Genomic DNA, 13,862 nt, shown 5'->3' on the forward strand with positions numbered 1-13,862 from the left:
TGCGGATGTAGCGCAGTTGGTAGCGCATCACCTTGCCAAGGTGAGGGTCGCGAGTTCGAGTCTCGTCATCCGCTCCAGCACTGTATTGTGTGAGGCGGTATCGCCACGGTGGAATGGCCGAGTGGTGAGGCAACGGTCTGCAAAACCGTGCACACGGGTTCGATTCCCGTTTCCACCTCAACTTCTTAATGCCTTCGGGCATTAAGCGCGATTAGCTCAGTGGGAGAGCGCTTCCCTGACACGGAAGAGGTCACTGGTTCAATCCCAGTATCGCGCACGAGAGTCTCTTTTTAGGCTCTGTAGCAAACTCCGGTTTGTTGTGCGGATGTAGCGCAGTTGGTAGCGCATCACCTTGCCAAGGTGAGGGTCGCGAGTTCGAGTCTCGTCATCCGCTCCATGTAGCCGCCCCAGAGACGGGGCGGCTTTTTTCTTGTCTCCTTCCGTGTGCTGTGCGATACGCTTGCCTTTGAAGAGTCATAACCCAAAGCGGAGGAGGAAAGATGTCACGCGCACTAGTGGTACCGCTATTGGTTGGAGCCTGCGGCTTCGCGTCTTTTGTTTCGGGGACTGTGCTTTTCTTTATGGGCCTTACTGCGGCAGATGCGGCTGGAGGCAGTGGCAGCGGGGCGTGGCCTTTGACGCTCATCGGTGTTGGCGTCGCCCTGGTTATTTTTGCTCTGATGGTTTCTGGTCCGTTTTTTAATGCCCGGCAGGGGGAGAGGTCCTAAGGCTAGGTCCGCTGGAATTGAGTCAACTTGGCTTAAATAGTGATAAATACCTCTTTTTATTAAGGAAGCGGAACTCGAGCCCAGTTCAAGCCGACATATGACTCGACGCGCTGCTTTTTGTGATTGCCGCTATGGCAAGTCGCGGGGCTAGTATGTCTGACAATTCAACTTGTGCTTTTCCAACATCACAAAGGAGCTATCTATGGGCTACCGCGTACCTTGGCTGCGCCGCACAGCCGCAGCAGTGGGCACAGCCGCACTGGTCTTGGGCGGGTCGATGCCTGCCGCATTCGCGCACGACTCCGTTATTGGCGGTTCGGTCAAAGACGGCGATCAACTCGATGAGTTCCCTAAGGAAATCACCCTTGAGTTTTCTGGCATCCCCAAAGAGGACTTCAACACCTTTGCCGTAACCAACGCCGATACCGGTGAGAAGCTCTTTAGCCAGGAACCGCAGCTCCATGAACGAGACCTCACAATTGAGACTCCTGAGGGGGTTAACCCTGGGCCGGGCAACTACCAGGTGGGTTTCCAAATCACGTCTTCGGATGGACACGCTACTCGCGGTGGTGTGGAATTTTCCGTTAAAGGTGACGGGGCCGAAAACCCCGAGGCTGGCGAGTCTGACGCGACAGACCAGGAAGCAACCGAGGGGCTGCCGATGTCGCTGAAAATCATTTTGGGCGTGGGCGGGGTTTTGGCAATTGCCGCAGTAGTTGCCCTATTTATTGGCAAGTCTCGTCGCATTGATTCGGAAGGTGAAAAATAATGTCCAAGATTTCTAGCATTGCCCTTGTGGGGTTGACTGTGGCCGGCCTTGCCCTGGCGGGTTGCTCCCCGCAGAACCAAAATGACTCCACCGAGTCGAAGGCTGATGCCACCTCCAGCGCTGCGGAGAAGTCCTCCCCCGCCGCAGCCGAGGACCTGACCTTCGAAGACGCGGTCGTGCGTGCCAACGAAGATAAAGACATGACTGCTATTTTTGGCACCTTGGTGAACCACACCGATAAGGACATCGCTATCACCGGTTTTTCCACCAGTCTTAATGCCAAGGTGAACCAGATCCATGAGACCGTCGATGGCAAGATGCAGGAAATGTCGAGCCCGTTGGTGGTCAAGGCCGGCGAGTCCCACGAACTTGCACCAGGCGGTGACCACTTCATGCTCATGGAAATGGGAAACCACATCGCTCCCGGCGAATCCCTTGACCTTAAGGTGAAGCTAGAAGGCGGCGAAGAGCTCGATCTGGGCGAGATCCAAACGCGTAGCATGCCTTCCGGGGATGAGGACTACGGCGATATGGAAGGCCACGATATGTCCCACATGGAGCACGGAGATATGTCCCACAATAAGGAAGGCCACGACCACTAACCATGTCTGGGTTCAGCAGAAGGGGATTTCTCACTGGCGCTGCGGTATCGACCAGCGCCTTCGCGTTGGCAGGCTGCAATAACCAGGGCTCTTCCCCGGATGCTGGGGCACAGGAACAGCCTGCGCTTGCCGACGCCCTCGTGGCTTTTGACGGCGAGCATCAGGCGGGCATTGCTACCGCAGAGCAGGCTCACCTGAATCTGGTGGGGTTTGACTTTAAAAGGGGCGTCGACAAGCGAGAGTTTGCCAACCTCATGAAGCTGTGGACCGAGGACGCCCGCGCGCTGTGTACGGGGGAGCCGCCGCTGGGCACCCTGGAACCGGAAATGGTGCAACAGTCCGCCAACTTGACCATCACCTGCGGTCTAGGCCAGAAGGTATTCTCCCTGCTCGGCGTGGAGAAACCACACTGGTTGGGAGATGTGCGTTCCTTTAAGCGTGATGAGCTGCAACGACAATGGGGACAAAGCGATATTGTCCTTCAGATTTGTTGCGATGACCCGTTGATGAATACTTATGCACTGCGCCACATGGTGCGAGCCGGTGAGCACTATGCCAGTGTGAAGTGGCTGCAGCAGGGATTTATTCATGCCTATGGCAGCCACGAAAAGAGCGCTACTGCGCGCAATATGTTCGGGCAAAAGGACGGCACCGTTAACCCGCGCAGCGAGGAAGATTTTGCAGCCCAAGTGTGGATCGATGAAGGGCCGAAGTGGGCGCAAGGGGGAACGGCCATGGTGGTGCGTCGTATTCGCATGAACGTGGATACGTGGGAGAAGCTGGATCGCTCCTCCCGTGAAAATGCGGTGGGCCGTAAGCTTGACACCGGCGCCCCGCTTACCGGTGAAGAAGAATTTGATGCTGCAGATTTCGATGCGGTAGATGACTACGGCTTGCCGGTGATTGATAAAAACTCGCACATGGCCGTGGCCGCGCCACCTGCTGATCATCCGGAGCAACGCATCCTACGCCGGCCGTATAACTATGAGCTGGCCCCCGATGGCAAGGATGGGCAGCTTTCCAATATCGGCCAGGTTTTCATCTGCTATCAGCAGGATCCCACCAAGCAATTCGAGCCTATCCAGGCCCGTTTGGATAAATCTGACCTGATGAATGAGTGGCTGACCCATATCGGCTCCGCTATGTATTTCTGCCCGCCGGGCACCCTCGACGCGGATGGGCGTGAATCTTGGTGGGCGAAATCGCTTTGCGAGTATGCAGGGTTGTAGAATAGCTATCCGTAAATTTAAATGGCGGACGCGGCCAGGTATGCCGCCGACGCACGAGCGCATAAAGGAGCGCGATTATGGCGGAACTCATTCCCGCAGTACCGGTCAATTACGATTCCTTCACCGTGCCCGCCGGCCAGGCCGTGGGCGCAGCAATGCGAGAGCTCAATCTTCCCAATAAGGGCCCTGAGGCTGTCGTAGTCGTTCGCGGTGAAGACGGCACTCTCTTTGATTTGTCGCACACCCCCGACACGGAATCCACCTTCACCCCGGTAGCCGCCTGCGAGGAAGACGGTCGCGCGGTAATCCGCCACTCCTGCGGCCACGTTATGGCGCAGGCCGTGCAGGCCGAATTCCCCGGCACCAAGCTGGGCATCGGCCCGGCCATTGAAAATGGCTTCTACTTCGATTTTCAAACCGCGGAGCCTTTCACCCCGGAAGATCTCAAGGCGATTGAAAAGCGCATGAAGAAGATCATTAAGGGAGGCCAGCGTTTTGAGCGCCACGTTTACGAATCCGCTGCAGAAGCGGAGCAGGCGCTTGCCGGAGAACCCTTCAAGCTCGAGCTGGTCCAGGACAAGGGCAACGTTGACCCTGACTCCGATGAGGCCGCCGAGGTTGGTTCTGGCGATCTGACCCACTATGACAACATCAACCCGCGCACCGGGGAAGTAGAGTGGTTCGACCTCTGCCGCGGACCGCACGTTCCAACCACCAAGTACATCCCGGCCTTCACGCTAACCCGCTCTTCTGCTGCATACTGGCGCGGAGATCAGTCTAAGGCTGGCCTGCAGCGCATTTACGGCACCGCTTTTGAGTCCAAGGAGGCCCTGGAGGCCTACCAGACCATGGTGGAAGAGGCTGAAAAGCGCGACCATCGCCGCTTGGGCCAAGAGCTAGACCTCTTCTCCTTCCCAGATGAGATTGGCTCCGGTTTCCCGGTATTCCACCCGAATGGTGCCACCGTGCGCATGGAGATGGAAAACCACTCTCGCAACCGCCACGTCCAGGCCGGCTATTCCTTTGTCAACACTCCGCATATCACCAAGGGTGATCTCTTCAAGAAGTCGGGCCACCTGGACTTCTACGCCGATGGCATGTTCCCGCCAATGCAGCTCGATGGCGAGTATGACGAAGAAGGCAATACCGTCAAGGAGCCGCAGGACTACTACGCCAAGCCCATGAACTGCCCGATGCACAACCTGATTTTTGCATCCCGTGGCCGTTCCTACCGCGAGTTACCGCTGCGCCTATTTGAGTTCGGCACCGTCTACCGCTACGAAAAGTCCGGCGTGGTCCACGGTCTGACCCGTGCCCGCGGCTTTACCCAGGACGATGCGCACATTTACTGCACCGAAGAACAGCTGGAAGAAGAACTCACCAAGGTCCTAGACTTCATCATCTCCTTGCTGAAGGACTATGGCCTGTCTGATTTCTACCTGGAGCTTTCCACCAAGGATCCGAATAAGTTCGTCGGTTCCGACGAGATTTGGGAGCGCTCGACTTCCATCTTGCAGTCGGTCGCGGAAAAGTCTGGCTTGGAGCTGGTACCGGACCCAGCCGGCGCCGCGTTCTACGGTCCAAAGATTTCTGTCCAGGCCCGCGATGCCATTGGCCGTACCTGGCAGATGTCTACCGTGCAATTGGACTTCAACTTGCCCGAGCGTTTCGAGCTGGAGTACACCGCTTCGGACGGAACAAAGAAGCGCCCGATCATGATTCACCGTGCGCTCTTTGGCTCCATTGAACGTTTCTTTGGTGTGCTGCTGGAGCACTACGCTGGCGCATTCCCAGCTTGGCTGGCGCCGCACCAGGTGGTGGGTATCCCGGTGGCAGATGAATTCTCCCCGCACCTTGAAGAAGTTGCCGCACAGCTGCGCCAGAAGGGAATCCGCGCCGATGTGGATACCTCCGATGACCGCATGCAGAAAAAGATTCGCAATCACACCACCGGAAAGGTCCCATTCATGCTGGTCGCCGGTGCCCGCGATGTGGAAGCCGGCGCCGTGTCCTTCCGCTTCCTAGATGGCACCCAGGTCAACGGTGTGCCGGTGAATGAAGCTGTGGAACTCATCACTGCGTGGGTCGCAGAACGCAATAACGAGCAGCCGACTGAAGAGCTCATCAGTGCCCGACGCTAAAAAGACGCGCGAGACCGAAAGCTCCGCCGCTTTCGACAATGGAGCGGTGGAGGGGACCTTCGTTGACTCAGGCGCGGGCGACCCGGACCGTCTAGAACGGCTGTGGGCACCTTATCGCATGGCTTATATAGCCAAGCGCTCTGAGGACCCCTTCGTTGCCGCCCCGCAGGGTAGCGACGAAGACGGGCTCATCATCGCCCGCGGCAAGAGCGTTTATGCATTGCTAAACCTCTTTCCGTACAACGCTGGACACCTCATGGTGGTGCCGTACCGTAAAGAATCTCAGCTTGAGAACCTAACGCAAGAGGAATCTCAAGAGCTGATGGAGTTTGCGCAAAAGGCTATCCGGGTACTCAAACGCGTCTCTCACCCAGAGGCCATTAACGTAGGTTTGAACTTGGGTCGCGCTTCAGGAGGCTCCGTGGGAGATCACCTGCACCTGCATGTGGTGCCAAGGTGGCCTGGGGATAGTAACTTTATGACTGTCCTCGATGGGACTAAGGTATTACCGCAGCTTCTGCAGGATACACGCCGCGTGCTGGCAGAAGGTTGGCGCGAGATGGAAGAGGAGGATTCGCGTGCTTAGCGTGCATGGGCGAAAGCCCGCCGCCGTGGTGGTGGAACCTATAGCGAAGGCCTTTTTAAAGCTGGGCCTGACCCCAAATGTGGTCACTATTGTGGGAACCATTGTCACCATTGCTATTTCGGTGATCCTCATTCCTACCGGTCACCTGTTTTCCGCTGCCGTATTATCCGGCCTCTTTGCCGCCTTTGACATGCTCGACGGCACCATGGCGCGTCTGACTGGCAAAGCCACCGCCTTTGGCGCGACCTTGGATGCTTCCTGCGATCGAATCACCGATGGTGCCTTGTTTAGCGCTATTGCGTGGTGGCTGATTTATTCCGCGGATTCTTCCCGCATTACGGTCATCGCTTGCTTTGTCACCTTGGTATGTTCCCAGGTCATTTCCTATATCAAGGCTAGGGGAGAGGCGTCTGGGTTCAAGATGGTCGGCGGCCTCATCGAGCGCCCTGAGCGGCTTATCTTGGGCTTGGGCGGCATTGGCCTTGAGGGCCTTGGCGTTCCGCATGCTATCGAGGTAGCGCTGTGGATCCTTGCCGTTGGCTCCATCTTCACCGTGTGCCAGCGCATGGTCATCGCTGCCCGCCAGGAGCAGCACTAGCTCGCTGAGCACCACCGAAAAACCAGGAGGTTTTAACACCATGTGGGATAAAGAAGACCTCTCCGCGGCGGGCTACCTCGCGGGGTGGAAGGTGGTGCGCCGGTTACCCGAGCCCATTGCGCGCACGCTGTTTCGGTGGGGCGCCGACTTTGCCAGCAGCAATGGCCGCGGAATGGAAGGCTTGCGCCGCAACCTTGCCCGGGTGGTGGGGCCGGAAAACGTTACCCGCGCGCTGGTGCGCGATTCCGTTCGCTCCTATATGCGCTATTGGATGGAGGCCTTCCGCCTGCCGGCTATCCACGGCGATGCCAGCCTGCACGAGCGCCTGCTCAGCGGCTTGGATGGTCTCGAGCATTTTGATGCTTCCGCTCAATCCGGACGCGGCACTATTTTGGCCCTCCCACATTCGGGTAATTGGGACATGGCGGGTGTCTTCCTCGTGGGCCACTATGGCCAGTTCACCACTGTCGCAGAGCGCTTGAAGCCCGCCGTGCTTTTCGACGCCTTTGTGGACTACCGCGAAACCCTCGGTTTTGAGGTCCTTCCCCTCACTGGGGGCGAAGCCTCGCCTTTTGCTCGCCTCAAAGAAGTATTAGAAGCTGGCGGCGTGGTGTGCCTGCTGGCCGAGCGTGACCTGACTCGAAGTGGTGTGAGCGTGGATTTCATGGGGGAGGAGGCCAATATGGCCGCCGGACCCGCCCGGCTTGCGCTGGAGACTGGCGCCGCCCTCCATGTAGTGCACTCATGGTTTGAGGGAGAGGGCTGGGGCCTATCGGTGTCTCCGGAACTTGAGGTAACAAACGTACAAGAGACTACGCAACGCATGGCCGATGGCTTCGCTGCCAATATTCGCCGGCATCCGGAGGATTGGCATATGCTGCAGCCGCAGTGGAATGTCGATATTGAGAGGCGTCGGCAAGCGCGCGCCGCGCACAAGGCCCGTGATAGCCGCCACGCTGGTGCACGGCAGGAAGGCGAGAAATAATGCGGATCGGCATCGTGTGCCCCTACTCCTTTGATGAACCGGGCGGAGTTCAAGCCCATATCCTTGATCTAGCCACCGTATATATAGAGCAAGGGCACTATGTTCAGGTCATCGGCCCCGCTTCTGACTCCACGCCGCTGCCTGATTTTGTGGTCAAGGGAGGCCCGGCTTTTCCCATTGCTTATAACGGTTCGGTGGCCCGCCTGTCCGTCGGACCTCAGGTAACGCGCAAGGTCAAACGCTTTATCAAAGATGGCGACTTTGATGTTTTGCACATCCATGAGCCCAATTCCCCGAGCTTTTCCATGACCGCGCTGGCCGTAGCGCAGGGACCGTTGGTGGCCACGTATCACGCCTCCGCGTCGAGCTCGCTGGTCTTGACCCTTGCCAAGCCTTTCCTCGCGCCTTTTTTGGAAAAGATCCGCGGCGGTATCGCGGTTTCAGATATGGCGCGGCGCTGGCAGGTGGAGCAATTGGGCGGAGACCCAGTCCTCATTCCCAACGGCGTGGATACATCGGTATACGCGCAGGCACGGCGCCGCAGCCCAGCCAAGGCCCCCGGAGATCCTTTAGAAGTAGTCTTCTTAGGCCGGCTCGACGAGCCGCGCAAGGGGCTGGATATCCTGCTTCGTGCGCTCCGCCAGATAGACCACCCCCTCCGCGTTACCATCATGGGTGGCGGCCGTGCTCGCGAGGTAGAAGGCGTAGATTTTGTCGGCCGAGTCAGCGATGCCGAAAAGGCCGAGATCCTCGGCCGCGCCGATGTATACGTGGCCCCAAATACCGGGGGCGAAAGTTTCGGCATTGTGTTAGTAGAGGCCATGGCGGCCGGCGCGGCAGTAGTTGCTTCTGACCTTGAAGCCTTCCGCGCGGTGTGCAACGCCGATTCTGATGAGCCTGCCGGCGCACTCTTCCGCAATGAGGATAGTGAAGATCTGGCGCGCGTCTTAAGTGAGGTGCTTGATGATGCCGAGTACCGGGTTCGGCTGACACGCAATGGCGTCGAGCGTGCCAGCACGTATGACTGGGACCATGTGGCAGCAGCTGTTATGCAGGTCTATGAAACCGTCCAGGACGGAACCAAGGTGAGGGTGAAGCGCTAATGGCCATTGAAATTGCGCTAGTCCTCTTTCTGCTCATCATCGTGGGCTCCTGGGCGCTTTTTACCGCTCAGCGGCTCAACTCACTGCACATTCGCACCGATGCCTCGCTGGCACAGCTACAGGCGGCCCTAGACCGCAGGGCAGCGGTCACAGCGGCAGTGGCACCGGGCCTGGCGGCCCTGGCCCAAAGAGCCGAATCCACCGAGCTCTACCAAGGCCACTTCGAACCGCGCACGCTGGCCGAGCGGGAGCTTTCTGCCGCCATTGTGCGGGAGTTTCCCGCAGAGCGCCGCCCCGCTGCGCTTGCCGACGCCGAAGGGCGTATCCAGCTCGCCCACCGCTTTTATAACGAAGCGGTCAGCGATACTCGCGCTTTGCGTCTGCGCCCTGCGGTGCGGCTTTTCCATCTGGGCGGCACCGCAAAGCTGCCGGAATACTTTGACTACATGCTGGCTGAGTAGCCTGCTGAGCGGCTTTATGACCGAAGCGAGTGCCGGCCGCCTCGGCGGCGTAAAACTGGCTGTGCCAGGGCGCTTGGCGCGTGTGGCTGGTGAATTCCTGCACGTTCCAGTTTCCCAGCCAGCGCCACCTCGAGCGCAAACCATATAAGCCCAATGATGGCCATAACCACGATGAGAATATTGCGGGCCACCAAGAGATACACGGGGAACATATTCTCGCCCACGTAATGCCAGATGTAGTCGTAGTTAAACGGATAGATCAAAGTACCCAGCGCGGCGGCGATAATGGCGCAGACCGCCAGCAGGCCTTGGACTACCCGCAAGGCAGTAAACCCTTGTGGAAGTCGCTGGCGGATCACCACTGCAAGCAGCGGGCCGAGCCAGACGATGTATTGCGGGGAGAAAACCTTATTGGTCGCGATAAGGAGCAAGACCATAACGCTAAAGAACGCCATGGTGGTGCGCGTGGTCCATCCGCCGGCACACAGCCGGTAGAGCGCCCATCCCACCGCAAACACCAGCATGATAATGATGGCTATGGTGCTCCACCTGATGGCGGTATCCACGCCGGACCCGGAGATCTCAAAGCTCTTGGAAGCGGCGTAGCCCAAATCCCAGCGGCCGGGGTGGCGATGCGCTTGCAGCAACAGGAAGGTCGCCGGGATGGACTCCAACTGGAGTCCGCGCACGCCCTGGTAGTTTAAAGGTGAAAGTAAGCGTTCGGTGCCACAGGTGGCAACCGTTATGGCGCAGACTGCAATGATGGTGCAGAAGAAGACGAGCAGGCGTTGCCAGGTCGCAGGCCTATTGAAGCGGCCCACTAAGCCTGCGGCGAGCACTCCGGGCCAAAGCTTCATGGTGGTGGCAAAGCCCAGTAACGCCGAGGCAATAAGGGGATGGGTAGCCAGAAGGGCGGCTGCTCCGGCGACGGCTAGGGCGGGGAAAATATCGAGGCGCCACACAAAGGCATGGCCGGCCGCGGTGCCGAAGAAAACCCAGAACCAAGCGGCCCAAAAAGCGCGCGGTTGGGTGGGATGGTGGCGCAGCAGCAGGGCTAAAAACGCGGCGTCGACAAGCAGCGTCATGATGGTAAAGCCGATATAGAAAGCGGTGATATTTTCACCGGTGAGCCACCCCAAAAGCACCGTAGGCCACGTGCCTGCATGAGGGTACTCGGTCATTTGAGTTGGGTCGTCGCCGTAGATACCCGCAAAATAATATGCGACATCGCCCCTGGGACTGTGGTCAATCTTGAGTAGATATACAAGGCACAGGCGGGCGATAACCCACCCAATCCAAACTGCAGGAACAGAAGCGAGGCGTTTCACCCAAAAGACTTTATTCAAAGAGCGCTCACTTCGGTGGCGGACATAGTTTCTTCTAGAAAATTCTTCCACTTATGCCAAAAATTGGGGGAGAGATAATGAGAAAAGGAATCGGCGGCTCGGCCATTTAGTAGTGTGGACGACAATTGCTAGCGGTAGTGATTTAGGACATTGGGAGTGTGGAGATGGCAGCCATCCGCGAGATTTTGGACATAGAGAAAACGGGAGCGGACGATGTCTTTAGTGGCCCGGCGGTGGAGTCGCGGATTGAGCGTACCTTCGGCGGACATATTGCTGGCCAAGCAGTGGCCGCGGCCCAACGCACCGTTTCCGGGAAAGAGGTTCACTCCCTGCACGGCTATTTTGTGGGGCCTGGTGACGCGAGCCGGCCGATTGAGTTGCGGGTCGAGCGCATTCGGGACGGCAGATCCTTTGCCAACCGGCAGGTACGCGCCTACCAAGGGGGCACGCTACTTTTCTCTGCCATGGCGAGCTTCCACCGCAATGGGGACTGCGGCCCGCAGCACCAAGATCCCATGCCGGAGGTACCTGGGCCCGAAGAAACAGCTCGTTCCGGTGGCGGTGCGCCTTACTCCACCCGCATCATCCTCAAAGAATGGGAGGAATGGGATATCCGCTTGGTGCCAGAGGAAGGCGAGTCCCTGTGGCAGCGGAACGCACCGGTGCAGGATTTCGTCATATCTGGTTCCGCAATACCGGTGAGCTTCCGCAGGATCCGGCTTTCCACCGCGCCGCGCTGACCTACATGTCGGATATGACTCTCATCCGCTCCGCGCTCCTTCCGCATCAAGGAGAGAAAGTGCAGTTGGCCAGCCTCGACCATGCCATTTGGTTCCTGCGTCCTATTCGCGTGGATGAATGGCTCTTATATGAGCAAGTATCACCCTCAGCATTTCAAGGAACGGCAATTGCGCGCGGCAAGCTCTTTACGGAGGAGGGCGAATTGGTGGCGTTGGTCAATCAAGAGGGCCTTACACGCTTCTTGGATGAAAAGCTGGGCAGCGGTTCCGCCCATGGCAATTGGCACAACGTGTAAATATGCCCCGCTTATAAGGGGGTCGCTTTCACGCATTCATGCAGCACACGTATAATTGCCACCAGTTTCAGCACCCGATTAGAAAGGGACTACATGTCAGGCCACTCGAAATGGGCAACTACCAAGCATAAAAAGGCTGCCAACGATGCAAAGCGTGGCAAGGAATTTGCCAAGCTGATCAAGAATATCGAAGTGGCGGCCCGCACCGGCGGTGGTGACCCAGCGGCTAACCCAACCCTTGATGACATGATCAAGAAGGCCAAGAAGGCCTCCGTCCCCAATGACAATATTGAGCGTGCTCGCAAGCGTGGATCCGGTGAGGAAGCCGGCGGCGCCGACTGGGAAACCATCATGTACGAAGGCTATGGCCCCAACGGCGTGGCCATGCTCATTGAGTGCCTTACGGATAACCGCAACCGTGCGGCGACCGACGTGCGTACCGCTATGTCTAAAAACGGCGGCAACTTGGGCGAATCCGGCTCTGTGGCCTATATGTTCACCCGTACCGGCTACGTCCTAATAGAAAAGGGTGAGCTGACGGAAGACGATGTTTTGATGGCCGTGCTAGAAGCTGGCGCGGAAGAGGTAAAGGACCAGGGCGAGAAGTTTGAGATCGTCTGTGCCCCGACGGATGTGCAGGCCGTTAAGGACGCGCTCAAGGAAGCCGATATTGAGGTCGATGACTCTGATAATGACTTCCGCGCTTCTGTTGAGGTGCCGCTTGATGCCAATGATGCCAAGAAGATTTTCCGCCTCATTGATGCTTTGGAAGACTCCGATGACGTGCAAAACGTCTACACCAACATGGACCTGTCCGATGAGGTACTAGCCGAGTTGAACGAGGGTTAATCACCTCTTCGCCGCAATAGCGGCGGCTATGTAGCGCCGGGAGCGCTCCGCGAGAATTGCTCGCCGGAGGCGCTGCCGGCGCTTCGCTATGGTGGGGTGGACTGCTACGTTTGTAGAACACCTGTGTGTAGTCCATAATGGGGGCAGTAGGCGGTGCGATAAGGCGCTGACATGACAATGGGGGAGAGATGAACCTAGAAGGAATGCGCGTGATGGGGATTGACCCGGGCTTGACGCGCTGTGGACTTTCCGTGGTTCAAGCTGGTCGCGGCCGAGCAATCCTCCCGGTTTCTGTAGGTGTGGTTCGTACCCCTAGCGATAAAGACTTAACGGAGCGCCTCTTGCGTCTTTCAGTGGCAGCGAAAGAATGGATGGATGACTATACGCCGGATGTGGTAGCGATCGAGCGAGTCTTCGAACGCGGCCAGGTCTCCACGGTCATGCAAACTGCCCACGTGGTAGGGGTGTTGGTGCTGGCTGCAGCTGAGCGCGACATTCCGGTGTATATGTACACCCCATCCGAGGTGAAAAAGGCAATCTCTGGAAATGGACGCGCCGATAAAAAGCAGATGACCACTATGATCACCCGTATTCTGGGGTTGACGGAGCCGCCCAAGCCTGCCGACGCCGCCGATGCACTCGCCTTGGCGGTGTGTCATTGCTGGCGCGCCCCTGCCATTGCGCGGATGGACCAGAATGGTCTTGGGCTTGGAGCCAAGACAAGTGGCGTGCGCGGACAAGCTAAGAAGCGGTAGAGAAATTTACTGAGAGAAAAGGATAGGAAGCCAATGATTGCTGCACTGCGTGGAGAGGTAATCCATATTGGACTCGACCATGGGGTCATCGATTGTGCAGGTGTGGGATACAAGTTCCTGGCCACCCCAAAAACGCTGGGCACTTTGCGCCGCGGGGAACCAGCTACGGTTCTCACCAACTTGGTGGTCAAGGAAGACTCCCTGACTCTTTATGGCTTTAGCGCTGATGAGGACCGCGAGATGTTCCAAGTTCTGCAATCCGTGTCGGGGCTCGGACCAAAGCTTGCTATGGCGGCGCTTTCGGTCATGGGAGCAGGGCAGCTCGCAGCTGCAATTGGTGCGGAAGACGTCAAGGAGCTGCAATCTATCCCGGGCGTCGGCAAGCGAATGGCTCAGCGCTTAGCATTGGAGCTGAAAGATAAGGTGGCGGCCTTTGCGCCAAGCGAGCCCTCTACTGCAGGTACCGGCGATGCCGCAGTCGCCCCAGCCGGTGGGGCCGTGGTAGAAAGCGTGACGGAAGCGCTCATTGGTCTTGGGTTTACTGATAAGGGAGCGCGGCCTGTGGTGGAAGCGGCATACGCGGAGAACCCTGATGCCGATACGTCTTCCCTCTTGCGTGCGGCTCTAGCGCAGCTGGGCAAGAAAAAGTAACGGCAGGTAGGAAGGCTGAACAA

16 protein-coding genes and 4 tRNA genes are annotated in these 13,862 nt (G+C 58.0%); 19 read left to right on the forward strand and 1 reads right to left on the reverse strand.

What is annotated here, in order from left to right; all coding sequences use genetic code 11:
• Position 1 precedes the first annotated feature (1 nt).
• From WMP96_RS08140 to WMP96_RS08205, 14 genes are all read left to right on the forward strand, one after another.
• Positions 2 to 77, forward strand: a tRNA-Gly gene (locus WMP96_RS08140).
• 30 nt (positions 78 to 107) lie between these two features.
• Positions 108 to 178 (forward strand) — tRNA-Cys (locus WMP96_RS08145).
• A gap of 27 nt (positions 179 to 205) precedes the next feature.
• A tRNA-Val gene (locus WMP96_RS08150) sits at positions 206 to 277 on the forward strand.
• Between the two features lie 44 nt (positions 278 to 321).
• A tRNA-Gly gene (locus tag WMP96_RS08155) sits at positions 322 to 397 on the forward strand.
• 103 nt (positions 398 to 500) lie between these two features.
• Positions 501 to 728 carry a hypothetical protein gene (locus WMP96_RS08160; RefSeq protein ID WP_023021418.1) on the forward strand — a complete coding sequence of 76 codons (228 nt, stop codon included), beginning with the start codon at positions 501 to 503 and terminating at the stop codon, positions 726 to 728.
• 202 nt (positions 729 to 930) lie between these two features.
• Positions 931 to 1,497 carry a copper resistance CopC family protein gene (locus WMP96_RS08165; protein ID WP_023021419.1) on the forward strand — a complete coding sequence of 189 codons (567 nt, stop codon included), beginning with the start codon at positions 931 to 933 and terminating at the stop codon, positions 1,495 to 1,497.
• Complete coding sequence (locus WMP96_RS08170; protein ID WP_301715703.1) at positions 1,497 to 2,099, forward strand: copper chaperone PCu(A)C; 603 nt, start codon at positions 1,497 to 1,499, stop codon at positions 2,097 to 2,099. The genes WMP96_RS08165 and WMP96_RS08170 overlap by 1 nt, the downstream gene beginning before the upstream one ends.
• Before the next feature lie 2 nt (positions 2,100 to 2,101).
• The gene (locus WMP96_RS08175; RefSeq protein WP_301715704.1) at positions 2,102 to 3,328 is read left to right on the forward strand and encodes a Dyp-type peroxidase; all 1,227 of its coding nucleotides are present in this window, start codon (positions 2,102 to 2,104) and stop codon (positions 3,326 to 3,328) included.
• A gap of 77 nt (positions 3,329 to 3,405) precedes the next feature.
• A complete protein-coding gene (gene thrS / locus WMP96_RS08180) occupies positions 3,406 to 5,469 on the forward strand; it encodes a threonine--tRNA ligase (RefSeq protein WP_023021422.1) in 2,064 nt (687 codons plus the stop codon).
• Complete coding sequence (locus WMP96_RS08185; RefSeq protein ID WP_408918441.1) at positions 5,456 to 6,055, forward strand: HIT family protein; 600 nt, start codon at positions 5,456 to 5,458, stop codon at positions 6,053 to 6,055. The genes thrS and WMP96_RS08185 overlap by 14 nt, the downstream gene beginning before the upstream one ends.
• A complete protein-coding gene (pgsA, locus tag WMP96_RS08190; RefSeq protein WP_049360666.1) occupies positions 6,048 to 6,653 on the forward strand; it encodes a phosphatidylinositol phosphate synthase in 606 nt (201 codons plus the stop codon). Before WMP96_RS08185 ends, pgsA begins: the two co-directional genes overlap by 8 nt.
• A 40-nt stretch (positions 6,654 to 6,693) precedes the next feature.
• Positions 6,694 to 7,638 carry a phosphatidylinositol mannoside acyltransferase gene (locus WMP96_RS08195; protein WP_340432813.1) on the forward strand — a complete coding sequence of 315 codons (945 nt, stop codon included), beginning with the start codon at positions 6,694 to 6,696 and terminating at the stop codon, positions 7,636 to 7,638.
• A complete protein-coding gene (locus tag WMP96_RS08200) occupies positions 7,638 to 8,741 on the forward strand; it encodes a glycosyltransferase family 4 protein (protein WP_200287399.1) in 1,104 nt (367 codons plus the stop codon). The genes WMP96_RS08195 and WMP96_RS08200 overlap by 1 nt, the downstream gene beginning before the upstream one ends.
• The gene (locus WMP96_RS08205; RefSeq protein WP_086587568.1) at positions 8,741 to 9,202 is read left to right on the forward strand and encodes a hypothetical protein; all 462 of its coding nucleotides are present in this window, start codon (positions 8,741 to 8,743) and stop codon (positions 9,200 to 9,202) included. Before WMP96_RS08200 ends, WMP96_RS08205 begins: the two co-directional genes overlap by 1 nt.
• A 14-nt stretch (positions 9,203 to 9,216) precedes the next feature.
• On the opposite strand, the gene WMP96_RS08210 is transcribed toward WMP96_RS08205, so the two are convergent.
• On the reverse strand, positions 9,217 to 10,383 hold the full coding sequence (locus WMP96_RS08210; protein ID WP_301715706.1) for a DUF2029 domain-containing protein: 1,167 nt from the start codon (positions 10,381 to 10,383) through the stop codon (positions 9,217 to 9,219).
• A gap of 329 nt (positions 10,384 to 10,712) precedes the next feature.
• Between WMP96_RS08210 and WMP96_RS08215 the strand changes: the two genes are divergently transcribed.
• The 5 genes from WMP96_RS08215 (at position 10,713) to ruvA (ending at position 13,839) form a co-directional block, all read left to right on the forward strand.
• Positions 10,713 to 11,288 carry an acyl-CoA thioesterase gene (locus WMP96_RS08215; RefSeq protein ID WP_445292947.1) on the forward strand — a complete coding sequence of 192 codons (576 nt, stop codon included), beginning with the start codon at positions 10,713 to 10,715 and terminating at the stop codon, positions 11,286 to 11,288.
• Entirely contained in the window at positions 11,192 to 11,584 is a 393-nt protein-coding gene (locus WMP96_RS11755; protein WP_445292948.1) for an acyl-CoA thioesterase, read from the forward strand. The genes WMP96_RS08215 and WMP96_RS11755 overlap by 97 nt, the downstream gene beginning before the upstream one ends.
• Positions 11,585 to 11,677: 93 nt before the next feature.
• Positions 11,678 to 12,433, forward strand: coding sequence for a YebC/PmpR family DNA-binding transcriptional regulator (locus tag WMP96_RS08220; RefSeq protein WP_023021430.1), 756 nt, complete (start codon positions 11,678 to 11,680; stop codon positions 12,431 to 12,433).
• A gap of 188 nt (positions 12,434 to 12,621) precedes the next feature.
• Positions 12,622 to 13,188: a crossover junction endodeoxyribonuclease RuvC gene (gene ruvC / locus WMP96_RS08225; RefSeq protein WP_200287404.1), complete on the forward strand. Its 567-nt coding sequence runs from the start codon at positions 12,622 to 12,624 to the stop codon at positions 13,186 to 13,188.
• Positions 13,189 to 13,221: 33 nt separating this feature from the next.
• On the forward strand, positions 13,222 to 13,839 hold the full coding sequence (gene ruvA, locus WMP96_RS08230) for a Holliday junction branch migration protein RuvA (protein ID WP_301715707.1): 618 nt from the start codon (positions 13,222 to 13,224) through the stop codon (positions 13,837 to 13,839).
• Positions 13,840 to 13,862: the final 23 nt, after the last annotated feature.

Origin of the sequence: Corynebacterium sp. KPL4035, assembly GCF_037908325.1 — a bacterium.
Lineage (GTDB): Bacteria > Actinomycetota > Actinomycetes > Mycobacteriales > Mycobacteriaceae > Corynebacterium > Corynebacterium kefirresidentii.